Annotated in this window: 23 protein-coding genes; 12 read left to right on the top strand and 11 right to left on the bottom strand. The window is 50.1% G+C overall.

The window, feature by feature from the left end; all coding sequences use genetic code 11:
- The first annotated feature begins 169 nt into the window (after positions 1 to 169).
- The 4 genes from ACYU87_RS18670 (at position 170) to ACYU87_RS18655 (ending at position 4,017) form a co-directional block, all read left to right on the top strand.
- Entirely contained in the window at positions 170 to 1,648 is a 1,479-nt protein-coding gene (locus ACYU87_RS18670) for a two-component system sensor histidine kinase NtrB (RefSeq protein WP_461135734.1), read from the top strand.
- A 291-nt stretch (positions 1,649 to 1,939) separates the two neighbouring features.
- Entirely contained in the window at positions 1,940 to 2,152 is a 213-nt protein-coding gene (locus tag ACYU87_RS18665; protein ID WP_461135597.1) for a DUF2188 domain-containing protein, read from the top strand.
- Positions 2,153 to 2,698: 546 nt separating this feature from the next.
- Positions 2,699 to 3,202: a pyridoxamine 5'-phosphate oxidase family protein gene (locus ACYU87_RS18660; RefSeq protein ID WP_461135596.1), complete on the top strand. Its 504-nt coding sequence runs from the start codon at positions 2,699 to 2,701 to the stop codon at positions 3,200 to 3,202.
- An 86-nt stretch (positions 3,203 to 3,288) separates the two neighbouring features.
- Positions 3,289 to 4,017: a DUF3891 family protein gene (locus ACYU87_RS18655; RefSeq protein ID WP_461135595.1), complete on the top strand. Its 729-nt coding sequence runs from the start codon at positions 3,289 to 3,291 to the stop codon at positions 4,015 to 4,017.
- A gap of 80 nt (positions 4,018 to 4,097) precedes the next feature.
- Here the strand turns inward: ACYU87_RS18655 and glgX are convergent, their stop codons facing one another.
- The 5 genes from glgX to ACYU87_RS18630 all read right to left on the bottom strand — a co-directional run bounded on the left by glgX (position 4,098) and on the right by ACYU87_RS18630 (position 8,377).
- On the bottom strand, positions 4,098 to 6,227 hold the full coding sequence (gene glgX / locus ACYU87_RS18650; protein ID WP_461135594.1) for a glycogen debranching protein GlgX: 2,130 nt from the start codon (positions 6,225 to 6,227) through the stop codon (positions 4,098 to 4,100).
- A gap of 141 nt (positions 6,228 to 6,368) precedes the next feature.
- Positions 6,369 to 6,824 carry a ferritin-like domain-containing protein gene (locus ACYU87_RS18645; protein ID WP_461135593.1) on the bottom strand — a complete coding sequence of 152 codons (456 nt, stop codon included), beginning with the start codon at positions 6,822 to 6,824 and terminating at the stop codon, positions 6,369 to 6,371.
- 199 nt (positions 6,825 to 7,023) lie between these two features.
- Positions 7,024 to 7,374: a DUF3140 domain-containing protein gene (locus ACYU87_RS18640; RefSeq protein WP_461135592.1), complete on the bottom strand. Its 351-nt coding sequence runs from the start codon at positions 7,372 to 7,374 to the stop codon at positions 7,024 to 7,026.
- 2 nt (positions 7,375 to 7,376) lie between these two features.
- Entirely contained in the window at positions 7,377 to 7,595 is a 219-nt protein-coding gene (locus tag ACYU87_RS18635; RefSeq protein WP_461135591.1) for a hypervirulence associated TUDOR domain-containing protein, read from the bottom strand.
- Between the two features lie 68 nt (positions 7,596 to 7,663).
- Complete coding sequence (locus ACYU87_RS18630) at positions 7,664 to 8,377, bottom strand: OmpA family protein (protein WP_461135590.1); 714 nt, start codon at positions 8,375 to 8,377, stop codon at positions 7,664 to 7,666.
- A 444-nt stretch (positions 8,378 to 8,821) separates the two neighbouring features.
- On the opposite strand from ACYU87_RS18630, the gene ACYU87_RS18625 reads away from it, so the two are divergent.
- Positions 8,822 to 10,021, top strand: a complete 1,200-nt coding sequence (locus ACYU87_RS18625; protein ID WP_461135589.1) for a lipase family protein — start codon at positions 8,822 to 8,824, stop codon at positions 10,019 to 10,021.
- Here ACYU87_RS18625 and ACYU87_RS18620 read toward each other — a convergent pair.
- From ACYU87_RS18620 to ACYU87_RS18610, 3 genes are all read right to left on the bottom strand, one after another.
- The gene (locus ACYU87_RS18620; RefSeq protein WP_461135588.1) at positions 9,981 to 11,126 is read right to left on the bottom strand and encodes a hypothetical protein; all 1,146 of its coding nucleotides are present in this window, start codon (positions 11,124 to 11,126) and stop codon (positions 9,981 to 9,983) included. The two genes, ACYU87_RS18625 and ACYU87_RS18620, sit on opposite strands and share 41 nt — an antisense overlap.
- Positions 11,127 to 11,153: 27 nt before the next feature.
- The gene (locus ACYU87_RS18615) at positions 11,154 to 11,828 is read right to left on the bottom strand and encodes a response regulator transcription factor (RefSeq protein ID WP_461135587.1); all 675 of its coding nucleotides are present in this window, start codon (positions 11,826 to 11,828) and stop codon (positions 11,154 to 11,156) included.
- A gap of 112 nt (positions 11,829 to 11,940) precedes the next feature.
- Positions 11,941 to 13,302 (bottom strand): sensor histidine kinase, encoded by a 1,362-nt coding sequence (locus ACYU87_RS18610; RefSeq protein ID WP_461135586.1) that lies wholly within the window; start codon positions 13,300 to 13,302, stop codon positions 11,941 to 11,943.
- A 227-nt stretch (positions 13,303 to 13,529) separates the two neighbouring features.
- Between ACYU87_RS18610 and ACYU87_RS18605 the strand changes: the two genes are divergently transcribed.
- The gene (locus tag ACYU87_RS18605) at positions 13,530 to 13,907 is read left to right on the top strand and encodes a DUF1573 domain-containing protein (RefSeq protein WP_461135585.1); all 378 of its coding nucleotides are present in this window, start codon (positions 13,530 to 13,532) and stop codon (positions 13,905 to 13,907) included.
- Positions 13,908 to 13,994: 87 nt separating this feature from the next.
- Here ACYU87_RS18605 and ACYU87_RS18600 read toward each other — a convergent pair whose 3' ends face one another.
- Positions 13,995 to 16,988 carry a S9 family peptidase gene (locus ACYU87_RS18600; protein ID WP_461135584.1) on the bottom strand — a complete coding sequence of 998 codons (2,994 nt, stop codon included), beginning with the start codon at positions 16,986 to 16,988 and terminating at the stop codon, positions 13,995 to 13,997.
- 83 nt (positions 16,989 to 17,071) lie between these two features.
- Here ACYU87_RS18600 and ACYU87_RS18595 point away from each other — a divergent pair, with 83 nt between their 5' ends.
- On the top strand, positions 17,072 to 17,746 hold the full coding sequence (locus ACYU87_RS18595; protein WP_461135583.1) for a DUF6624 domain-containing protein: 675 nt from the start codon (positions 17,072 to 17,074) through the stop codon (positions 17,744 to 17,746).
- Here ACYU87_RS18595 and ACYU87_RS18590 read toward each other — a convergent pair.
- Positions 17,741 to 18,823 (bottom strand): glycoside hydrolase family 130 protein, encoded by a 1,083-nt coding sequence (locus ACYU87_RS18590; RefSeq protein WP_461135582.1) that lies wholly within the window; start codon positions 18,821 to 18,823, stop codon positions 17,741 to 17,743. The genes ACYU87_RS18595 and ACYU87_RS18590 overlap by 6 nt on opposite strands.
- A gap of 162 nt (positions 18,824 to 18,985) precedes the next feature.
- Between ACYU87_RS18590 and ACYU87_RS18585 the strand changes: the two genes are divergently transcribed.
- Positions 18,986 to 19,246 (top strand): adhesin, encoded by a 261-nt coding sequence (locus ACYU87_RS18585; RefSeq protein ID WP_461135581.1) that lies wholly within the window; start codon positions 18,986 to 18,988, stop codon positions 19,244 to 19,246.
- 81 nt (positions 19,247 to 19,327) lie between these two features.
- Positions 19,328 to 19,507, top strand: coding sequence for a hypothetical protein (locus ACYU87_RS18580; protein WP_461135580.1), 180 nt, complete (start codon positions 19,328 to 19,330; stop codon positions 19,505 to 19,507).
- A 39-nt stretch (positions 19,508 to 19,546) separates the two neighbouring features.
- On the opposite strand, the gene ACYU87_RS18575 is transcribed toward ACYU87_RS18580, so the two are convergent.
- Positions 19,547 to 20,857, bottom strand: a complete 1,311-nt coding sequence (locus tag ACYU87_RS18575) for a chorismate-binding protein (protein ID WP_461135579.1) — start codon at positions 20,855 to 20,857, stop codon at positions 19,547 to 19,549.
- Positions 20,858 to 21,104: 247 nt separating this feature from the next.
- Here ACYU87_RS18575 and corA point away from each other — a divergent pair, with 247 nt between their 5' ends.
- The 3 genes from corA (at position 21,105) to truA (ending at position 24,610) form a co-directional block, all read left to right on the top strand.
- Complete coding sequence (gene corA / locus ACYU87_RS18570) at positions 21,105 to 22,055, top strand: magnesium/cobalt transporter CorA (protein WP_461135578.1); 951 nt, start codon at positions 21,105 to 21,107, stop codon at positions 22,053 to 22,055.
- A 153-nt stretch (positions 22,056 to 22,208) separates the two neighbouring features.
- Positions 22,209 to 23,597: a DUF6600 domain-containing protein gene (locus tag ACYU87_RS18565; protein ID WP_461135577.1), complete on the top strand. Its 1,389-nt coding sequence runs from the start codon at positions 22,209 to 22,211 to the stop codon at positions 23,595 to 23,597.
- Positions 23,598 to 23,851: 254 nt separating this feature from the next.
- Entirely contained in the window at positions 23,852 to 24,610 is a 759-nt protein-coding gene (gene truA / locus ACYU87_RS18560) for a tRNA pseudouridine(38-40) synthase TruA (protein WP_461135576.1), read from the top strand.
- The last annotated feature ends 56 nt before the right edge of the window (positions 24,611 to 24,666 follow it).

Below are 24,666 nucleotides of genomic sequence, written 5' to 3'. Positions count from 1 at the left end.
CCCGTATTAAATCTTTGTGCAAGATTATTGAGTTACTGAATCAAGGTTTGTTTGGTGACTTTGACCGGATAAAAAATGTCCGACTGTATAACTGGCTTGACAACTAGTCTATTAAGAGTCTATTTTTGAGCTGGTTTTTTGCGAATACCTATTAACTGCACTTTATTTCATAACTCCTGTGGCGGTATTATTCGACGTTGCTGATAAAAAAGAAACCATTCGTGTCTTGTTGATTGAAGATGACGAAGACGACTATTTACTGACAAAAGCGCTTGTTTCAGCAAGAGAAAATTCGACGATTAAACTCGATTGGGTTGATAGCTACGACCTGGCTCTGGAATCCATTCTCACGAATCAGCACGACGTATATCTGGTTGATTACCGATTGGGACACCATACGGGAATCGATCTCATACAGGAAGCTTTCCGGAGGGGTTGTCGGGCGCCTATGATCTTGCTGACGGGTCAGGATGATCTGACCGTCGATCAATCGGCGCTCGAACTGGGTGCCGCCGATTACCTGGTAAAGGGTCGGATTGATGCCCAGCTTCTGGGACGTAGTATTCGGTATGCGCTCCGGCAGGCCAGTGTGCTGACTGAAGTAGCCCAAAAAGAAAATAAATACCGCTCCCTTTTTGAGCGGTCTATAGATGCCATTTTCGTTGTGAACAATGAGATGCGCTTTCAGGATGCCAATTCATCTGTTGAGCGTTTGCTGGGTTATAGCCGGGACGACCTGCGCATATTGAATCCTGCCCGTTTGTTCGCCGAATTCGATCAATTGCGAAAACTTCGGTTCAATGTTCGGGAGCATGGCCAGATTAAAGATTTCGAAACGACGCTTATTCACCGAAGTGGTCGTAAACGAATCTGCCTGATTTCGATCTGGGCCGTTGATGATCCGAATGGCCGTCCCGAATGGTATCAGGGAATTGTGCGGGATATTACCGAGCAGAAGAAGGCACAACAAGATCTGATTCTGGCCGAAAAACTGACCATGACGGGAAAAATTGCCCGGAGCATTGCCCACGAAGTTCGTAATCCACTCACCAACCTTAGTCTGGCTCTGGAGCAGTTGAAAGACGAGCTGGATACGGACAATGAGTATATTACAATGTTTACCGACATTATTGGCCGCAACGTAGACCGCATTGGGCAACTCATTACCGAGATGCTTAATTCATCGAAGCCCCGCGATTTGGATCGGAAAAAACAGGATTTTAACCTGGTGGTTAAGGAAACTCTGCAACTGGTAAGTGACCGTATTAAATTGAAGCGGATGCGTCTTGAAACGAGTTTCGTTAAAGATGACTGCCACGCGCTCATTGACCGGGATCAGGTGAAAACGGCTCTTCTGAATATACTGGTTAATGCGGTCGAGGCCATGCAGGAGGGTAAAGGCATCCTGATTGTCAGGACCAGTTGTTCGGATGACAAGCGGGTTTACGTTGAGGTAAGTGATAATGGTGGAGGAATAAACGAAATGGACAGACAGCGACTATTTGACCCATTTTTCACCGGTAAATCGGGGGGGATGGGCCTGGGACTGACCGCCACACAAAATATAATTAACAGCCATAAGGGCTCTATTGAAGTAGAAAGCCAGTTAGGGGAGGGAACCACCTTTCGATTGTATTTTCCCAAATGAAATAATTTATCGAATCGGTAGTTTTCTATCCTGTAACACGCTAACAGCGCCAGCTCCGCCATGGGGCTGGCTTTTTTGTGGACCAAATTGGGGATAAAAATACCCACCTCCTTAAAAAATTTCCCCACACCAGCATGAAAGCCAGAATCATAGTTTAGATAAATTAATCACGTTTTATAAATAAGCTATTGACAGTCAAGATGTTGTTTAGGTTTGTTAATCAAAGGGGTGTCTCGCCCGGATACTGGCATAATAAAAGCTATTGGTATGGTGAACTTATGCGTCAATGTTATGTGGTCTACGTTACACTTTCCGGCGGCAATGCGGTCGCTTAACCCCACAACTCGGGCAAAAGCAATTGAAATTGCCAACAGTTTACTCGAACAGGGGCATCTTGACAACCACGAAATTGTGGCTATCAGCATTGATGAAGCTCGTCGCTGGGCTCGTCTGGGAAGTGCGAGGACTGAATGGATGGCAACCAGCGTAGGAACTTTTGTCTAGTTCATACAAAAGAGAACGCGTAACACTCACCACACCATGATGATCTGGAAGAAAAACATTTACGATACACTAACCAGTTGTTCAACTCTTTGCAACGAGTTTGCTACGGAGTGTTCGAACTCGGACAGATTGGAAGAATGTTATCGCAGCATTTTTCTAAGTCTTGACTGCGCTGACCTATGTCGTAACCTAGCCGCGTCCTATGTTCGTGGCTCAGCAAATGCACGGCTGATGGCGAACGCTTGTATTGATGTGTGTGAAGAATGCGCCAAAGAAGTTTCACAATTCGATACCGAACGAAGCAGACAGGTGTATGCCATGTGCAAGCAAACCATATGCAGTTGCGTGAACATTATCGATATGGGTAGTCAGATAGAGTTTGAAGCAAAGGGTTCAGGTATGGCACCCTCATCGTCGTTCTATGGAACGGACGCACGCGAGCCACTGTATAACTAAATGATTATAATACAGCTTTTCGAGTACAGTAGCCGCTAAGTAAGTAACAGCAAGCCATTCATGATTTGCTTATAGACCAATCTCAACGTTATGGAAACGAAACAACAAAACAACAAGCAGTTAGAAAAAATTGGTGACATGATCGAAGATATTCGGATCGCCATGATGACAACTGTAGACGAACAAGGAAACTTAGTGAGCCGTCCGATGGCTGCTCTTCAGGTAGATGAAGAGGGCACGATTTGGTTCTTCACCAAACGGACATCACCCAAGGTTGATCAGATTGAGAAAAACGAGCATAAAGTCAACCTGTCATTTGCCGATGTAAGTGACGCCGATTATGTGTCGGTTTCGGGTACAGCACAGGAATTTGATGATCGGGCTAAAATAGATGAGTTATGGAATCCGCAGGCCAAAGCCTGGTTTCCAAACGGAAAAGAAGATCCTGAACTTACCCTGCTGAAAGTACACATCGACATGGCCGAGTATTGGAATTCGAGCGATAGCACAATGGTTCGATTGTTTCAGCAGGCGGCCGCGGTTATTACTGGAAATCCACCCAAAATGGGCGAGAACGAGAAGGTATACAACTAATGAACACATAAATCACATGGAAGCGGCCTGAAGAGACACAATCTTTTCAGGCCGCTTTCTATTCGTAGCTTACGCATACGCTTCCTATGATTGTTACCCAAATAGACACTGGCTGGCAGATTGTTAACCAGCAGGCACATGGTTTGCTGGCGGTGCAGCTCGCTCAGCACTGGCGCCCCGATAGCCGTCCGGTCAACTGGATCGAAACCCTGATTGCGCTCACGGAGCACGATGACGGACAGGACGCCTGGGAAGGACGTAATCATCTTACCACGGCGGGCGCACCGCTTCATTTTCAATTGTTACAGTACTCCGTAGGGCAGTGCCACAGGCTAATTCATATCGGCCTGCAAAAGAGCCGCTGGAACGCACTGTTGATGTCAATGCATACGTCGTTCCTGTACGAACCCAAACGGGGCACCGACAAAGAACTGGATGAATTTCTGGATCAGCAGGCTACAAATCAGGCTAAATGGCGAAAAGAGACAAAAGCTACTAAGAAAGAAGCTGATTACGCGTACGCATTTCTTCAATGGTGCGATGCGCTATCGCTGGTGCTGTGCCTGGATCAGGTACCGCCGGAAAGCCGCCGTCTGGAAGTAAGCCTGGGTCCCGATGGCATTCCGTATTTCATTTTGCAACGCCCGGATGAATCGCTTACTATTGAGCCCTGGCCATTCGATGTACCTGCATTTGAAGTACATGTTGAAACATTCCTGCTCAATAAACTAGTCTTCAAAAACGATAAACAGCTTTATGCCGCGATTCAGGAAGCACCTGTGGAGGTCAAAAAATGGGCCTTTCGTGAAAAATAGTTAGTCCAATCGTTCTTAAAAACGAATGACGTCAGGGCCTAGGCCCTGACGTCATTCGTTTTTAAGAACGATTATTTCCCTTATTTCAACCGTAGCAACAGGGATGACCGGCCAGGAATGCTAAGTTCATGTCCACCTTTGATGGGTGAGCCATTCGGATGAATCTCGCCCGTATTGGTGTTGACAAGGATTTCCCATTGTGAACTTTTGCGACCGATTTTAGGCAGCATAAAGTCAATGGATTCCCAGTACGAATTCAGTACCCAGATCAACTGTTCATCGCCAATATCCTGTCCGTCTTCGGTTTGTTCCGATACGCGCAGGCCATCGATAAAGAGAGCCAGGAAGTGTGTATTCGGGTCTTCCAGATCATCGCTCGTCATTTCACCACCGTCGGGACGTAAATACGCTACCTGCTCTTTACCGAAAAAACGACGGCGGCTCAGGAGCGGAATATCACGACGCAGGTCGGTTAACTGGCTGGTGAACTCGAACAGAGCCTGCTGTTTGTCATTCCAGTGCCAGTCCATCCAGCTGATCTCGCTATCCTGGTTATAGCCGTTGTTATTACCATGCTGTGTCCGGCCACATTCATCACCCATTACCAGCATGGGTGTTCCCTGGCTGAGAAGCATCGTCGTCAGAAAATTCCGCTTCTGACGTTCGCGCAGTTCGTTGATGGCCTCGTCATCCGTAGGTCCCTCGGCTCCGCAATTCCAGCTCATGTTGTCGTTTGAGCCGTCATTGTTGTCTTCGCCGTTTGCCTCATTGTGTTTCTCGTTGTAGCTAACCAGGTCATTGAGGGTAAAACCGTCGTGGGCCGTGATCAGGTTAATGCTGTTGGCTGGTGAGCGACCATCACTGGCGTATAAATCAGGACTACCCAATAAACGCGTGGCGGTTTCAGCGGCCGTGCTCTCGTCACCCTTCCAGAACGACCGGAGTGAATCACGGTATTTACCGTTCCATTCCGACCAGCGTACGGGGAAACCACCGACGTTGTACGACTGAATATCCCAGGGTTCGGCAATGAGTTTCACCCGCGCCAGAATGGGGTCCTGGGCTACCGTATCCAGAAATGACGAAACCGTGCCAAATTCTTCATCCGTTCGAATCAGGGCTGAAGCCAGGTCAAAACGGAAGCCATCTACGTGCATATCGGTTACCCAGTAGCGAAGGCTGTCCATAACCAGTTGCAGAACACGGGGATGGCTCAGGTTGAATGTATTACCCGTACCTGTGTAATCCATGTAGTAAGCCGGATTATCGCCGACCTGATGGTAGTACACGCGATTGTCTATGCCTTTAAAAGAAAGCGTCGGCCCCATCTGGTTACCCTCTGCGGTGTGATTGTACACCACATCCAGAATAACTTCGATGCCTGCTTTGTGCAGGTTTTTAACCATCTGCTTGAATTCAGTAACCTGCTGACCCGCCATTCCAGATGACGAGTACGTGTTTTGAGGAGCAAAAAAGCCGATGCTGTTATAGCCCCAATAGCTCTCATCCGTAAACTGATGAACCGGCAATAACTCAACCGCCGTGATGCCCAACCGCTTTAAGTAGTCAACACTTTCTGGGGTGCCCAGGCCGGCGTATGTACCCCGAACGCTCTCGTCAATAGTAGGATGTAAATGCGAGAATCCCTTTACGTGCATTTCATAGATAACTGAGCGATGCAGGGGGGTGTCGGGCGCAGCGTCGTCTTCCCAGTCAAACGTCGTATCGATAACAACACTCTTAGGCATACTGGGGCCGCTATCCTCTTTATTCATCGACAGGATCGCTTCTTTTTTGTGGTTCTCCGCAGCTGCCTTTTTGTAATCGTATCCCAGCCAGTCATTGTTACTGTTGACGGGGGCATTGATCGCACGGGCGTATGGATCGAGCAGAAGTTTGTTCGAGTTGAAGAAATGACCCGTCTCCGGCGAATAAGGCCCATCTACCCGGAATCCGTAAAGCTGGCCAGGCTGCAGCCCCTCAATATAAATATGCCAAACTAAGTCTGTTCGTTCTTCCAGCGAAATGCGGGCTACTTCTTCGGTAGGATCGGCTGGGTTATACAGGCATAGTTGAACGGCTGTTGCATTCTCACTGAACAAGGCAAAGTTTACCCCTTCTGTATCATACGTAGCCCCCAGCGGGTAGGGTTTGCCAGGTCTTGATTTTATTGAATCGAAGGAAGCTTTTGATTTGGATTGTTTACTCATAACGTGGTTTTGTATAAATTATCTGTATGCTTTTGTGGCATGTTTGTAACGTAACAACCTGTCAATTGGGATTGTTTTTACGAGTTATGGCACAAAAAAGCCCATCTCCAATGGAGATAGGCTTTCTAATCCCACCATTCACTACACTACCAAGGCTAAACGAGCCATTGTCGAATTAGCTGTGTCGATGCTCTGTTTCTGTTGAAGCAAAAGCTCACGTGTGCTGGCAACCAGGTCAGTTTCCTGCAACACGGCGTTGTAAGTTTCAAGGGCTTCTTTATCGCCCCGGTGACACTCCTCGACGGTTGCTTTGTCATCGTCGGAGGCAAATGTTGATTTTATATTGATCCAGGCGCGGTGTAAATCGGCCGTGATGCTGGTTCCGTTGTCTGGCTCGCCACCCAGCGCCCGAATTTCCCGGTCTAATGAAACCGCAAACTCCGACCGTTGACGCGACTGGGACATGAACAGGCTTTTCAATTCGGTGTCCTTTGCATTTTCTGCTGCTTCCTGGTATCCTTTTTCTGCGTCGTGGCTAAGGGTCAGAAGCTTGTTGAGTTGGTCAAGGATTTCTCCTCTTGTTTGTTTTACGTCCATAACGTTTTGTAATTGTGTAGGGTGAAATTGAATTTGTACTTAATTTAATGTTGAGTAAATCAGAAAGATCATTGCTGTACGCTTACTGATAATGTCGTTTGTGTTATTACTGAATATTAGCTAGTTAACCTTCGTTGTACTTATTAAACTAACAATAATAAGAGCGACTTTGTCTTAATATAATGAGCCAACGGGGTCACTATTTTTTCTCGGGATCGTGACCCCAGTTTTTGAGCGAATAACTCCAGTCTGAGTCAGCAACCTGGTCCGGACGTTGCGCCAAATGTCGTTTGACATAACTGACAACTTTCTCCATGTGCTTGTAATCACTGTCAGATAGATCGCTGGCTTTTTTGTTCAGAATGTCAATGATGTGATTCCCCGATTGATGGCCAATTGATTCGCTTTGTCCGTCTTTCGTTTGCCCGACTGATTTTGATTCGTCAGTTTTTAGCCACTTCTCGATTTGCGATGACGACATATTTACGACATCATCAAAATCTTTGCGTACTGACTTTTTCTTGTCATCATCGAGGTTCGCAGCCGCCATAACTATTTCTTGTTTTTAGTGACTTCACTAGACGACTTAATGATCTTTTTTTCGCCCTGCTTTATAACCAAGGCAGGCTCTTCGTCAGAGCCTTTACGCTTGATCTTAGCACCCTGAACAGTGCGTTCAACGTCGTCGGTGTGGACTTCAGCAACGGTTCCGGTTGCTTTTCCTTTTCCGTACTTCCAGGTCACTTCGTCGCCTTTCTCTACCGTTGACATTTCTTTGTTTGTTTGAAATTAGAAACTGGGGGTAGTTATGTGCGGCACAACTACCCCCAACTGGTTATCTATTCACCTACTTTGCCGTCTTTGGCATCGCGCTGTAATTTCTTGTTTGCGAAGACAGCTACATCTACCCGGCGGTTTTTCCGACGCCCGGCTTCCGTACTGTTGTCGGCAATGGGTTGTGCCTCGCCATAACCTTTTTCATCGACACGAGACGTTTTCACACCTTGAGCCTCCAGATAAGAGGCAACAGAATTAGCCCGTTGTTTTGACAGCGTCAGGTTATGTGCGTCCGATCCTGTAGCGTCGGCATGCCCTTCAATGACGATATCTGTATCCTCGTATTTATTGAGTGACTTTGCGAAGTCGTCGAGTTGTTGTTTTGTGTCTGGCTTCAGGGCGTATGAGTTGACATCAAAAAGGATATCTGAACCAAGCGATACTTTAATGCCTTCACCAACTCGTTCGACCTGTGCATTAGGCATGTCGCGCTTCATTTCTTCGGCCTGCTTGTCCATCCGCCGGCCGATAACAGCTCCGGCAGCACCGCCAACGGTAGCACCCAGTATGGCACCAAGCGCCGTATTTCCTTTCGACTTGCCAATCATGCCGCCAATAACAGCGCCACCACTGGCTCCGACAATACCGCCCTTTTGTGTTTTGTTCAATGACTGAGCGGATGACTTACAACTTGTCAAAACGTTGCCTGACAAGATACCGGCGGCCATAAGCATCGCGAGTGACCTGGTTCCGGCTGATTTTAACTGATTGTTCATAGTGTTGTGAATGTTTGGTGTTGACTTCAGCTGTTCAAACGCTGTACCAATTTGACCGAATGAAACAACGTCTATTAATGCGTGCATGCGTAACCTGTTGATAAACAGTTCATAATTGACCGTTTGAAAAGAAGCTATGAATTGGTATTATGGACAAAGCGTAGTTGTTTTATAGAGTAAGCGGGCAGTAAGATGCCTATTGTTGTAGAGCCGGTTCCACATAATCAGGGGAAAAGTGACCAGTCCGATTTCATCATGTAATTAGTTGCAAACGCTACCCGCTCTTCAATCGGCCAAAATTCTTGCGGTATGATTATATATGATTGATTTACAGTTAGATGATTTTTGTAGTCATCTTCTTATTGTGTATTGCAACCAAACGAAAATGGAATTTGTAGCGTTAAAATGATACCGTAAACAGCACGCTTTCTTTTCTTCATTTACATGATCCTGTTTAAATCAACGATTACGTTACTCCTGGTAGGAGTTATGTTGCTGGTCGGGCCGACCAGTTGCAAACAGTCCAACAGTTCCGAACCTGTTTCGCCAGTTCCCAGTCGTACACTGGTCAGCAGTTCGCTTATCGGAGAATATTCGACCGCTCAACTGCGGAGTCGTTTTACCGGAGTCAATGCGGCACTTCAAATCTTTGTTCGGTACAGTGTCAAAGCCTATCGGCTGGAATACACAACAACCAACACGGATGGGAAAACGATCAGGGCTTCCGGCGCCATCATAGTGCCTGTTATGTCAACGCCGATTCCTATGCTCAGTATGCAGCACGGCACGATCACGAACGATAGCGACGCCCCATCGTATTTTAACACGAGCAGCGAAGCGTATAGTTTTGGATCGGTCTTTGCCTCGCAGGGGTACATTATTACCGCTCCCGATTACATTGGGTATGGTGCCTCGAAGGACTTGCCCCACACGTATGAGCAGCGAAATGGTCTGGCAACGGCATCACTGGATATGCTGCGCGCAGCGCGCGATTTCCTGAGTGACCAGCAGATCAACTGGGACAAGCGATTGTTTATCGCAGGGTATTCGGAGGGTGGTTATGCCACCATGTCTCTGCAGAAGAAGATCGAAGAAGAAACCGGTTCTGAGTTCAACCTAGTGGCGTCGAGTTGTGGCGCTGGCGCCTACGATAAACCGGCGTTCATGAAGCAGATCATCAACGAAAAGTCGGCGGGTGTTGATTACATTAACCGGCTGTACGTTTGGGTACTGCTCACCTACGACCGGATCTATGGCATTAATCGGCCCATGTCAGGCTACTTCAAAGAGCCCTATGCCTCGCAAATTGCGGCTCAGGGCATGGGAGCTTCCGTTAACGTCAGTCTGAATCAGATTTTCACCGACAGTTTCAAACAAGGAATCAATGACGGTACCGACAAGGCGTTTCTGGCGGCTGTGCAGGACAATGATGTGCATGACTGGAAACCCCGGACGCCAACCCGACTTTATCACGGAGACGCCGACGAGATCGTTAATTTTCTGAACTCGCAGAACGCCTACGATGCCATGACCAAGCGGGGGGCAACTACCGTTGAGTTAAAACCACTCAAGGGCGCAACCCACGCTACGGGTATTCTGGGATTTATTTTGGGGACGTACGAGTTCTTTGGGGCGATACAGTAATAATTGTATAAGCCGCCTGATTAGGCTGTCTGGTACGGGGGCCAACTACTGTTTGGCCCCGGTCATCATCGTGAATAAGTAACACCCGATTCGCATCCAGAAATGTCAAATCTTCGGCCTTGTGGCCGGCCGTGTGCAGGGGTTGCCCCCGGGCATCGCGCAGGAGCGTAAAGGGCTTGTTCGCGTACAAATCCTCCGGCGTGATTGTCCAGAGGTAGGCATCTAACTGGCCATTCTTCTCCAGCGAAGTCAGCATCCAGAAACGCCCCCGATACGGATCATATTCCAGACTGGACAAACCCAGTGATGCAGGCAGGCCGGGTTCTGCTTTGGCTATATCAAAGTTGTTAATGATTTTCCAATCGTCGGCCAGGCGAATCCGATCCCCGCTGCTGGTTTTTTCGATTCGGTACGATACGCTGATAATTTTTGCCCCGTAGGTAAAGCTCTCGAACGATTTGCCTTCTTCACGAACACCAAACAGCAGTTGTTTATCGGTCGCGGCCAATCCTTCAACCTTGAAATAGGGGAGCGTACCGGGAAATTTATCGGTGGCCAATAGTCGGGCCATGCGTTGCCGGTAAGCGATCGAAGTACGGCTGGTATCGTCGGGGGCCAGCACGTGCGGATGCTGTTCATCGCCTTTGCGCCAGTAAAGAATAGTATTGTAATTATCCCAGTCGTGGCTTCTGGGCTTTACGCGGTCAAAAGCCGTTGTCAGAAAAACGTAACCGGTCGTCTGATTGGGCGTCTGGGCGAAATCTTCGTATTTACGAGCCGCCGAAAAAATAGGTGACATCAGGTACGTGGGCGTCTTTGTTGAGTCACCAATTGATGCAGGTGATTTGTCAAATACCGGACTCATGCCCGAAGGCATATCTTTATCGTTGGCGAAGAACAGCTTTTTGCCGTCGTACACTACGGCCGATGCTTCGCACCAAACCGGTTGTCCGTTGAGTGACGTGCCTGCGGTAAAACAGGTCAATAAGCCTTCCTGGGTAATGCTGGCCGAGGCTGGTGCCGTATTCGTAACATATTTAGCCGTTTTACAACCGTAGACCAGTAAAAGAGCCGTGGCGGCAAGGATAGGTAGTCGATAATTCATGCCGTAAAAATAGAGATCGTCTCCAAACTACGCGATTGGCTGCCGTAAAATAAACCCGACACTGTGCACATTGTCAATGCGGAGACTCGCACTTGGCGCCAGTCGCTTACGAAGCCGGGAGATGAAAACGTCGAGGCTGCGGCCCATAAAATAGTCATCGTCACCCCAAACGGCCCGCAGCAGCTCGTCGCGCCGAACGAGTGTGTTGGGCCGGTCGAGGAAGTAAGCCATCACATCGGCTTCGCGTTGGGTAAGTATCTGCGTTTGCCCATTAACCAGGAGCGTTAAATTCTGTCGGTCGAGAAGCGTCTTCGGCAGTGAGTGGATTTCTTTGGCCGTTCGGCGCAGGAAAATGTTTATTTTCAAGAGTAACTCGTCAACGCTAAAGGGTTTAGTCAGGTAGTCATCAGCCCCGAGTCGCAACCCTTGTAACCGGTCATTTTTATCAGCCAGCGCACTCAGAAACAAGATTGGAATGTTTGTGTTCACGGCCCGGATCTGGCGTGCCAGGGTGAAACCGTCCGTTTGCGGCAACATGACATCCAGCAGACATAAATCGAAGGACTGAGTTTGGAAGGCAGTCCAGGCGTCGGGGCCGGTTGTGCAGTGCGTCACATCGAATGGTACGTTTTCGAGGGTATCCCGAACAACAAAACCGAGATTGATGTCGTCTTCGACAAACAAGATACGGGCGGGTGTCAAAAGATAAAGAGTGGAAGAGTGAATGAGCGAAAGAGTGAAATCGGCCCGCCGATGCGTAGTGATAGAGCGAAAAATGATTAATAAAGCGATTCCCTATCCGTGGTTCGTGTCTTCACGAACCACCTGTCCGGTAGGTTGCTGTTTCCGTGGCACGAGAGGATACGAGCCGCGGAAACAAGGCAGACAATCGCTTTGTTGACCCGCTCTTTCGCTCATTCACTCCTTCGCTCTTCACATAAGGACAGGTTATCTCAAACGTACTGCCCTGATCGGGCTTACTGGTGAGGATTAACTGCCAGCCGTGCGCCCGAATTACCTGCTGAACAGAATAAAGTCCCAGGCCAAACCCTTTGACGTTATGCGTGTGGCCGGATGCGACACGGAAGAACTGACGAAAGACGGCTTTCTGGTGTGCTGGTGCAATACCAATGCCATTATCCTTTACCGACCAGATTAGTTTACCAGACTCAAACCGGGTTTCCAGCAAGACGCAGGGAGTGGTGTTGCAATATTTTAAGGCGTTGTCGATCAGGTTGTTGAGTGTCGTTTCGAGGTGATACCGGTCGGCTCGAATACAGACATCGGGTGCTGTCAGGTTAAGGGTTACGTGGGGCGCGAACCCCGTGGCAGCTAGCGTCATAAGTTCGTGTAGATCAACCTCTTCCTGATCGAGCACAAACCCGTTGCGTTCCGAACGGGCCAGTTCCAGCACGCTGTTAATCTGCTTCTGCAAGCGCCGACTCTCTTCGCCCAAAACCCGGACGTATTGCGTCAGTCGGTCGGGCTGTTGACGAATGGCGTCGGACTGGAGTACATCGGCAGCTATACGAATGGTCGAAACGGGCGTTTGAAGTTCGTGGGTGATGTTGTTGATGAAGTCACGTTGCACTTCGGTTAGCCGCCGTTGTTTTAGCACCACGCTCAGCGTATAGCCAAAGAACATGACAACCACCAATACCGCCACCGTTGACCACAGCCAGCTACTTAACTGGCCCGCGACAAAACCCGTCTGGTTCGGAAATCGAATGCCGAAGTAATAGGTATAGCGCGGAAATTTCGGTAAGCTTTGCCGCTGGACACCCGCTTTCAACGGGGTTGAACTGCTCGTGCTCACATAAGCTCCGTAGACCATGCGGTCGGTCTCGCAATTGTAGATACCATACTCATAATCCGTAATGAGGTGATGCTGCTGCAACGATCGCTGAATGAACGCTTCAAGCGTAACGGGATCAATCGGCGCGTCGGTATTGACAATGAAATAGTCCGTTGAAAGCTGCGTGACTGCGTACCGATTGATTGTAAAGCGATTCAGTCGGGCAACCTCATCGGCTACGTCCTGCAACGCAATAAAGGCTGACTGCCGAAACTGTCGTTCCCGCAAGGCGTAAGCATTCCGCACCCAAATCGCTTGGACCGCCAAAATACCGATGATGGATAAAACGGAGAGGACGATCAGCAGACGTAAGCGGGACATAATAAAGGACGAATGAGTGAAAGCACAAACGAGCGGGCCAGCCCGGTAATGTGAGGAGTGGGGGGCTCGTTTAGTCAAAGATAGCGCTTAGCGTATCGTACTCTAACTAATTAACAACTCATTAACAAACGTTGGCAAGTGCTTAACAAAGGCACAGGGAAGAGTAGAGTAGGTTTGCCTTGTCGCTCGGGTGAGCGGTGCTGTAAACCTTATTAAATCGCTTTTTTATGAAACGCATGCTATTCTTTGCTTCGCTGGTTTTACTGATGGCTTCCGTTGCCATGACTGCGCCAACGGCTCTGTTTAACTGGCGCAGTGCTACCCATGATTTCGGGCGCATTCCGCAGGGTAAACCCGTCACGGCTGAGTTCACCTTTACCAATACGGGCGAATTGCCGCTCGTTATCAACAATGCGAAAGGCTCCTGCGGCTGCACCGGCGTTGACTATCCCAAGGCGGCAATTTTGCCCGGTCAGACGGGGAAAATCAAGGCAACGTTTAACGCGGCTGCTCCGGGAGCCTTTAACAAAACCGTTACGGTCGAGTCCAATGCCGAGGGTGGCTCGCAAACCTTGTCTTTCAAGGGCGAAGTCGTCAACGAATAAGAAACAGGTGAGTGTACTAACCAGCAGAACGCCCGAATGTGACTATATCCGGGCGTTCTGTTCCGCTAATCGTGAAATTCCTTTTGGTTACCGTTGTGGTGAATCGGCGCTTAGGTTAGTGCCGTATTTCATCTCCCCCCGATCTTTCTCCACGGCGCTGCGCCCCTCTTTCATCCAGATGGGCATGGGCGCATCCTTGAGGTAATAATCGAAATACTGATACAGGCGAATACTCAGGTCTTTGGCGTTGTGCCGCTGGGTCAGGTTATGCCCTTCGCCGTTGTAGACCAGCATCCAGACGGGTTTGTTCAACCGGCGAAGGGCCGAAAATAACTCAATACCCTGATACCAGGGAACGGCTCCATCGGCGTCATTGTGTGTCATCATCAGGGGCGTTTCAATGCGATTGGCGAAGAAGAGGGGCGAGTTTTCGATGTAGTTCATGGGTTTATCCCATAAGGTACCACCAATCCGGCTCTGGGTTTTTTCGTACTGGAATGCCCGGCTCATGCCCGTTTCCCAGCGGATACCCCCGTAGGCCGATGTCATGTTGGCAACGGGTGCTCCCGCTTCGGCCGCCCGGAACAGGTTCGTGCGGGTAATGATGTAAGCGGTTTGGTAACCGCCCCAGCTCTGGCCCTGAATACCAAGCCGGTCCCGGTCAACGAAGCCCTTATCGAGAAGACTCAAGACGCCCGGCACGATACAGTCGTAAGCGTTGGGGCCGGGTTGCCCCGTCGTGTACACGATGTCGGGAACAAAAACCAGGTAGCCATTCGAGACGCAGTAAGGAATGTTGATCGTGGAGCGGCTTGGCGACGGAGCCCGGTAGTCATTCAGGGTTTCGGCATTCCGCTCGTAGAAGTACGTGAGCATGGGGTACTTCTTGGTTGGGTCGAAACCTTCGGGTTTAAAGAGTAATCCTTCCAGTTTGATGCCGTTGGTACCCGTCCATTTTACGATTTCGACACTACCCCAGCGGATACTGTCCTGCTGGGGGTTCGTGTGGGTGAGCTGTACGGGGTTGGCCAGCGTCGTATCCGTCTGGAACAGGTTGACCGGCTCCTGGTAATTGCCTTTGTAGAAGGTGACGACCGGCGCGTTTTTCGCCTTGTTCAGACCAAAATACCGGTGGTTGCTACGGGTTAAAACCGTTGGTTCGGCGGCTGTCAGTCCATTTTTGCTTTTTAAAATACCCGTCGCCTTGTCACTCTCCCAAATACCAGTCAGGAACAGTTCACTTTTGGGGTCGATTGCCTTCTCGATAGCACCCGACCGCCGGCCGGGGGCATCATCATCGTCGTTATCCAGCTCCGCCCGGCGCAGCCGAATCTTATTTTTACGACCCCAGCCCGTAGTCAGGCTCGTCGGTTTCTCGCGACCGGCAGGATCAATTTGCCAGATGTCATACCGGTCGTAAAGCCACAGGTAGCGGTCGCCGGTTGTCCAGCCAGCCGCACCGTAGGAGCCGGGCAGGTTGGGTGTGTCGTGTTCTTCATCGAAAAATTTGCTGGGCAGGCCCCGGGTCAGGTCAATGCGTTTGCCTTCGGGAATTGACCACGCCCGCCAGAGCGAATCGCGTTCATCGAACCAATACGCGTATTTTCCTTCGGGCGATAGCCGGGGCTGCGAGGCCATAATGTCGCTGGCGATACGCTTCTTCTCACCGGTTTGTGCATCAACCAGATAGAGGTCAGTATGACCAGGATCCCAGGATGACTGAACCTGGTAGGGAAGGTCGCTCAGGCCAAGCAGGTAACGTGCATTTTTTTTCGGATCGAACGAAACAGTCGGTACTTCGCGGCTCGCCAGGGGCGTTAATTTGCCGGACTTCGGGTCATAAACGGTTAGGAAACCGCGTTCTTTTTCTTCCTTCAACCGGCGCTGTTGCATGGGTTGCAGACGGCTATCGGTCCAGGTCCAGATGTCCATTTTTACTTTCTCATCCTCGGGCGTCAGGCTGTCTTTCGTTGGCTTTGGTGCAATGGGAGAGGTCGAGAAATAGAGCCGACTGCCATCATCCGAAAACTTCGGTTCCCGGTACTCATTGACCGACCAACCCTTGGGGAGAACGTTCGTCAGCGTGTCGGCGATAATTTTGAACGGTACGTCGGGTGCTGCCTTTTTGCCTGATTTACCCTTGGCCGCCATTGCTGGCGACAGGCTTTTGTAATACAGCGTAAACACTTTTACGTCGCTTCCGGCGCTATCGGCGGAAGCCATCCAGGTGAGCTGTTGCCCAGCTTTATCGACCGCCAGTCCTTTGTAAATTTTTCGCTTAGAGCTGGTATCAACCAGCATTGTTTGCCCGTTGGTGGTGTTGAATAGAAAAACGCCGGGAATGCCGGTTTCGCCCGTTTTTAAGGAGTCATTCGCCGATTCTTTGCTGTAAAAAATTGCCTGACCGTTGTCGGACATCGCCACGTTGGAAACGTACCGAACGGTTTTACGCGTGCCATCGGTCATGTTCAGCAGCGTCAGGTCATCACCTTTGGGCTTTTTGGACGTTCCTTTTCGGGTCGCTACGGCGGTTGTCGAAACGGGGGGGAGGGGGGTAAGTGTATCTTTCAGCGAAGTTGACCGTGGTGTCGGCCGTTCTTTGTCGTCTTTACGCTCCTGCACCACTGCCAGCCACGAACCCGAATCTTTACCAAAGGCGAATGATTTGGCGTTGGGCAATTTGGTTGGTTTGCCGGTAGTCAGGTTCAATACCAGCAAACTGTCTTTGGGCATGTCGTCGGCCTTTTTCTTCTTGAGCTTTGCTTTGCGCGTGTCGGCATAGGGGGCTTTCAGGCGCATCACTAGAAACCGGCTGTCGGGAGTAAATTGAGCCATATAACCGCGCGAGAAAACATACTGCTTCCGGTTTGAGTTGACACCAGATGTTGTCACCTCCAACCGGCCGTCGCCCTCTTGGGGGTCGATCTGGTAGGCAATCCAGCGGCCGTCGTTCGAGATCTTTTCGGATCGGACACTTTGCCAGCGGTCATAGTCGGCAGCGGTAAGCGGCCTTTTCTGGCTCTGCGCGAACAGCGACGTTGAGAGGAAGAGACAGAGTAAAAGTTGGCTAACGTTTTTCATTAAAGGAGGAGAGTTAAAAACTAACGTAAACTACAAAAAAGCCAGCGCCAATAAACCACCATCTGTTAATCAGTCTACTACTTATGAGATACCTGCAATTTTTCACGCTTTTATATGCTTGTGTGCCCATTTTGTCATACGCTCAGCAAAATACCCGCCTGAAGCAGGAGTTGGATAGCATGTACGTGCTGGATCAGCGCAACCGCGAATGGCTGGCTAAACTGGGAAATAACCAGCCGTTTACGGATAGCCTGAGCACCCTCTATAAAACGGATCGGTCGAAGCTGGCTAGTATTCTGTGGGCTGAGCAAACGAAAGTTGATTCGAGTAATCTGAATCGGGCAGAAGCCATTATCAAGCAATATGGCTATCCTGGCAAAAGCTTGGTCGGCTCACCCACCAATCAGGCGATCTTCTACATTATTCAGCATTCCGATAAAATCGGAACCTATTTGCCGGCCATAAAAAAAGCCGCTGATCAGGGGGAACTGCCTTTTTTTCAGTATGCCATGATGCTTGATCGTTCACTGATGAACAGTAGCAAGCCGCAGATCTACGGTACGCAGGTAACCTGCCGACCCATGAAAACATCCAAACAGTCGCGCTGTTTTGTCTGGCCAATCGCCAATGTAAAAGCTGTAAACCAACGACGGAAAGAAGCCGGATTTGAGCTTACCGTAGAGGAGAACGCAACCCGACTGAACGCTGCCTACGAGCCAGCCACTACGGTAGCCCTGGTGAAGAAGACGTATTTATAATAAAGGCTCTGGTAAAGTTTCCGTTCTCACTAACTCCGCCAGGCCAACTCCCGAATCAGCGGCACCGTAGTACACCCAGATTTTTCCTGCCTTGTCGCTGCCTTCGGGCCACTTTATCCAGCCGTTGGAAAAGACAACATTGGGGAAAAATCCTTCCTGTTCCCAGACTAAATCGGGTGTGAGGAGGGGAGTCTCCGAGCGGTCCAGTACAATGGATGGATCGTCTTTGTCGAGCAGCGCCAGCGCCAGCGCATACGCGTGAGTCTGGTCCGCGCCATGGTAGCAAACTAACCAGCCCTCATCGGTCAGGATCGGTTCCGGTCCGGCGCCAATTTTACCGCCTTCCCAGGAAAAACGGGCGTCTGTTCCGCCCCGGCCACCGAACAGAAAGCGGTGGTTGCCCCAGTGTACACCATCGGTCGATTCCGCCAGCCAAACGGACGGTTTACCAATTTCTGACACCATGGGTCGGTGTAGCAACAGGTATTTCCCGTGGATCTTTTGCGGGAACAGCGCCACATCTTTATTAGGTGGGGGTAAAATCATTCCCAGGCGGTCAACGGTTTTGAAATCGGTAGTCACGGCTAGACCTACCCCCGGTCCGTGTTCGGATACGGCTGTGTACGTAATCCAGTATTTACCATCCAGAAACGTGATCCGGGCATCTTCGATACCAAACGATTCGTCCAGGCGAGCCGGAAAAAGAAAGGGCTTATCGTCAATGGTAAAATGAATACCATCCCGGCTGCGGGCCAGTCGTAAGTGGCTCAGCGAGGTAAGGTACGTCTTGCCCTGAATGGGTATGACGCGGGGATCATATGGCTCGGTTGGTTCAGGAAAGCGCTTGATTACCAGCGTCGGCACACCATCCTGCTCTTCAATCAACGGAATAAGAATTGTCTCTTTCTCGGCTTTCGGCGCTTCTGCCACACGCAGCAGCAGCAGAATTTCATTGTCAAACACGCAGGCCGCCGGGTTAAAAGCACCCAGTACCTCAAAGCCGTCGATTGTTGGATTTACATCGCTTGTTTGTATAATTGGCTGGTCAACGAGTCGCTGGAGTTGATAGTGTCGCATGTATATTGGCTTATGAATGGCTGGTATGAGGGGTGCAATCAACTAACTCACAAACTGAATACACTGTTATAGCGCAAATCTTAATAAGTTTTTGCAATCGCTAAACCTTCCGGGAAAGAGACGCGTTAACAGGGATGAACTAACTTTTATACTCTTTAAATCATGATTAACCAGCTAGCATTTGATCAGGACGAAGACGTTCTGATGCTTAACCCAGATCCAGAAACAGCCGCCTTCGACGATGATGAAGATGACTTCGACGATGCGGGAGCTGATTTCGATGAACTTGGCTCCGGTGCCGCCAGTGGCTACGGAGGAGATGATCTGGACGACATCGAAGATGACTTCAATGAGGAGGACCTGGACGAAGATCTGGATGACGATTCTATTGAAGATGACCTGGATGACGATAGCATGGAGTAAGCTATTCCTGCACCGCGATTGACGGCTCGGTTAGCCGGAAGTCGAAAAATTTTTCACTACATTCTTTACTCAACCAAGACTATGGCAGACCTAGAATCAACTCCAGACCCGCAGGAGGAAGCCCTTGTAACAACTGAAGGCGCTGATACGGAAGGGACCGCTCCTGACGCAGACACGCAATCGTCTGCGGCCAGTGAAGCTGGTGGCCGAACCGCCGAAGACGGGTCCCGCGCCCCCAACGATCCTGCTGAAGGGGCATAATCAGTCAATAATGACAGATAAATGATGAAGTGAAATTTGTCATTTATCTGTCATTATTATGTTGAGGAGTGTCTTGCACTTCATCTCGGTTTCCTGCCATTCGCGCTCGGGAACAGAATCTTCCGTCAAGCCCGCACCCGCGTATAGGGTTGCGAGCGTACCCTCCAGTTTCATGCAGCGTATGTGAACGAACAGGTCGCTTGCCGGACCTTCGTTATTCGTGTTGATGTTGACTGGGCCGACAAAACCACTGTACAGCTCCCGGTCATGGGTTTCGTGCTGACCGATAAACCGAAAGGCTACATCACGAGGCATGCCACACACGGCAGATGTTGGATGCAGTAACCGTAACATAACGGTGCCAAGTTGCGGGTAGCGTACCGCCTGGGTATCTACCGAAAAGCAAGTGCTGAGGTGCATCAGGTTTCCGGCGATAAGCGTTTTGGGTCCTTCTTCCAGGTATTCGCGCAGCCTGATTTTTTTAAAGCACTCGATAATGTAACGGCTTACCAGCGCCTGCTCCTCAATTTCTTTCTGCGACCACATCGCTTCGGCGGGCCGTTTGGGCGTACCATCCGGCTCAAATGCCGATTGTGTTCCCGCCAGCGACGCTGTTTTGAAGATGCCGTTGGCATCCACACTGACCAGACGCTCGGGCGTGGCGCTTATCCATATCTGTCCTTTCTCCGGGATTGAAATGGCCGAAACAAAAGCCGTTGGGTAGGCCGCGCACAACTTGTCGAACAGAGCCACAGCATCCGGCGCATTCGTAAAAACGATCCGTTTTGTTCGTGACAGAACCACTTTCCTGAACTCACCCCGCTGCATGGCTTCAACCGCCAGGGCTACGTTATGAACATACTCCGCCTGCGCTTCCGGATCGGGCAATGTCGTTACGCCATGTTGAACAGACTGGCTTGCTGGTCGATTGACAGGCTGAATTGATACGCGTTGCCAGAACGTGTTAGCCGTTGCGGCATCGGCTGTGGTGTGTGTAAAAGCCGTTGAGTGCGCTTCACCTGATTCAGCGAAAGAAGCCTGAATATCAGCTCTCAGGAAAAGCGTCTGGTTGCTGTTTCCTGTCGTGACACCATCCGATGTATTGGTTGGAGCCGTACCCGCGAGGTTGTCGAAAGGACTGACCAAAAAACCGGCGGGCAGCTCGTCCAGGTCAGCCGATACACGCGGCAACACCTCATCAAACGACACAATCAGGTGTTTGTCCAGTTGGTTCGGCAGCCGCCACATGGCAGCCGGGAAACCAAGTAAGTGAGCCGTTTCCCAGAGGCTGATGGCCTGGGGCCGACGGTCGATAGTCGAGCGCGTATTAATAAGATAATCGGGTTGCATAGCCAACAGCCAAGCGGGTTAGGCTCAGCTAAAAGGGTAACAGTTAATACAACGATTTTGTGCGTGATATCGTAAAAGAGTCAATGAGTAGCCGCTTAAATGATTGTTTCAGAGGGTATCGCTTCGAATAATTATATTGTTAAGATTGTTTTAACAGATAGCTAAAGCCGAAAATCAGCCATCATCAGGGCAAAATAAATGATTTGTTTCTACGAACTTCGCGGCCATATACTCTGCTTTCGATTTTATGATCCGAATCTTTCAGCAAGACGCAACGTCCGTCCGAAAAATCCGTGATATTGATTCTTTCTCCAATACAGAACGAACGCTCTGGGTGGATCTTCAGAATCCAACACCTGTTGAAATCAAGCGGGTGGAGGAGAAATTTGACGTTGATTTTCTGAGCCAGCAGGAGCAGCTTGAAATTGAAAGCAGCTCGCGTTATATTGAAGAAGACGATTTTTTGATTGCCAATTCCAACTTTCTGGTATCCGATGCCGAGCACCGTTACGTGACCGTACCGGTAAGTTTTCTGCTGAAAGACGATACGTTGTTCACGTACCGGAATGCCGACCTGAAAGCATTTGCTGATACCGTTAAGCGCATCAAGTCGCGCCGGGCATTGTTCAACGATGGTGCACAGATTCTGATTTCCATTTTCGAATCCCGCATTGATTCCGATGCCGACCTGATCGAAATGGTGTCCGGTGAAATCAAAGCGATCAACCGGATGCTCGACCTTGATGCCAACCTTGATCGGGAAATGCTGCTCAATATCAACGATTACCAGGAATTGACGATGTCTATTCGGGAAAATGTGGTTGACAAGCAACGCGTTATATCGTCAATGATTCGGTCGGATGGCTGGTTCAACGAGGTCGAGCAACAACGGTTACGAACGCTGATCAAAGACATCAATTCGCTGATCGACCACACTAATTTTATCTTTGAACGCCTGGAGTTCTTGCAAAATACGTACCTCGGTCTGATTGACCTGGAGCAGAACCGGGTCGTTAAAATCTTTACCGTTGTATCGCTGGTGTTTTTGCCGCCCACCCTGCTGGCCAGCATCTGGGGCATGAACTTCGATGAGATGCCCGAAGTCCACTGGAAATACGGTTACGCGTTTGCGCTGGCGATGATGGTGCTGTCGTCGGCACTAACGGTCTGGATATTCCGGCGTAAAAACTGGCTGTAGTGCATAGTTGGCCTGGGTCGGTAAGCTGGTTAGATACGTTGGGCATTTTTTACACAAAGACGAAGTTTGTTTACTCGTACGTTAAACGTTTTGAGCGGTTATACATCTAACCTTCGACGCGTTTCAGTACGCGGCAGAAAACGACCAAACGTCATGCGTATCCCGACAATAATAAACGTACTTGGCCTGGTAGCGGTGCTCGCGCTGGAGCCATTATCCCCCCGGCAGGTTTCAGCACAGCCGGGCATCAGCGTTCCTATTCAAACATTTTATAATGAATTGGCTCCCTATGGGCAATGGGTGCCCAGTCCAATGTATGGTTCGGTCTGGATACCCAACGTAGGCCAGGATTTTCAGCCTTATGCAACAGACGGGCATTGGGTCGTGACCGAGTTCGGTAATACCTGGGTATCGGATTACCCTTGGGGATGGGCACCGTTCCACTATGGACGCTGGTATTTCGACAACCAGTTCGGCTGGGCCTGGATTCCGGGTAACGACTGGGGGCCAGCCTGGGTATCTTGGCGGTCGGGTGGTGGCTATTACGGCTGGGCTCCATTAGGCCCCGGCCTGGACATCAATGTTAACATAAACATTCCGGCTCCTTACTGGACTTTCGTGCCGCAGGTGTATATCACCAGTCCCTACCTGTACAGCTATCGGGTAGCCCGGCCAAACGTGGTGAACATCTACCAGAACACAACCATCATCAATAACATATACCGGTCCAACAACCGAGCTTATGTATATGGCCCAAACCGGGGAGAGATCGAGCGGATTACCCGACGCAATGTTCCGGTCTATCGGATCGACCCGCTGGATCGTCCCGGACGCTCTGTGATCGGCAATGGATCCGTGGGTTTCTACAGGCCCGGTGGCCCGTCGGGATACGGACAAAATTATGATCGGAATGATCGGTTTGACCGGAATGACCGGTTCGATAATTCATCGCGTCCTAATTATAACAGCAACAATGTCCCTAATCGGGGTAGCTACGGTGGAAATAATCCGTACAACGGTACTAATAACCTGCCTGGCCGGGATTACAACGGGAATAATGCACCGGGCCGTCCCGATTATAGCAACTCGAACAATACGCCCAACCGGGAGTATAACGGTAGCCCTAGCCGGGGAGGCTACAATGGGAATTTTAATAACAATGCGCCCGCTGATCGGAGCAGTACGGTAAGTGCACCCGCGCCAAATCCCGGAAACGCAGCGCCAACGCCATCCAATCGTTTTGAGTCCGGTCGGGGAAGTTTTCAGCCGGGTGGTAATTCGAGAGGGGAATCGCAGCCCGGCGGCTTCCAGCAGCAGCAACCTAATCGCCCATTTGATCGGGCAGAACGGGCCGGTTCCATGAACAATGCCGGCTCGCCCGGTTTGCAGAATGCGCCGTCTGCGCCCGGTGGCCGTAGTGATGGCGGAAACTTCCAGCGGATACCCGAGAACCGGGGTGGGCAGAGCCAGGCGCAACCCGGTGGTCAGGAACAGCCACAACGAGGGAATGGTGAAGGTGGACGTCAGCGCGGTCCCCGCTAAGCGAAAATATAGTACGTGAATGCCCGGTGGTCATAGAGAACGTTTAGATCTTTATGACCACCGGGCATTTGGTTTTTTTGTACTAGAAGTCTTTGGTAGAAGCAGTGAAGAGCCGTGGCACGGCTCTTCACTGCTTCTACCAGGTTTGCATTTTAAAAACCTCGTTTGCCGGTACTCAGTGACCGATAACACATCAGTCAAGTCGGTGTCTGTGGTAGCTGACAAAAGCGGATTAAACGGTACTTTTGCCCGGTATGCGTTATTTTATTGAATTGTCGTATCGGGGAACGGCCTACCATGGCTGGCAAACACAGGCTAACGGGACTAGCGTACAGACGACGCTCGAAGCTGCCCTCACTCAACGGCTGGGTAAACCCATTTACATTATGGGGAGTGGGCGTACGGACGCGGGTGTTCATGCAAAGCAGCAGTTTGCCCATTTTGAGGTTGCTGAACCGCTTGAGTTGACGGAGTCCCTTATCTACTCGATCAATTGCATGTTACCCGAGGATATCGCTATCCACACGATTTTTCCGGTTCGACCGAAAGACCACGCCCGGTTCTCGGCTACGTCACGGTACTACCAATACCATGTTACGCGGCAAAAAGATGCTTTCCAGAGCAATTTGACGTACCACTTTCGGCCAGTGCTGGACGTTGACCGGATGAACAACGCTTGCAAACTCCTTTTGCAGCATACTAATTTCAAGAGTTTCAGTAAAGCCAGAGCTAACGTTACGCACTTTCATTGCCGACTCGATTTTGCGTACTGGAAACATACAAATGACGATTGCCTGACGTTTCATATTAAAGCCGACCGGTTTTTGTGGGGAATGGTGCGAACCATTGTCGGCACTATGCTCGAAATAGGGCAGGGGCGCATGAGTCTCGACCAGTTTGAGCACATCATCCGGGCGCAGGATCGTACTATAGCGGGCCGGGCAGCACCCGCCAACGGACTATATTTGGTGGAAGTTGGCTATCCGGACGCTGTATTTGCGGAACGAAGCTAACCCAACGTTTCGGGGGTGGCCACTACTGGCTCGGTGCTGATTTTCGGCCCGTTATG

The organism is Spirosoma lituiforme (assembly GCF_054776635.1).
Note: the sequence above shows the minus strand (reverse complement) of the source record. Positions and strands in the feature narration are given on the sequence as shown.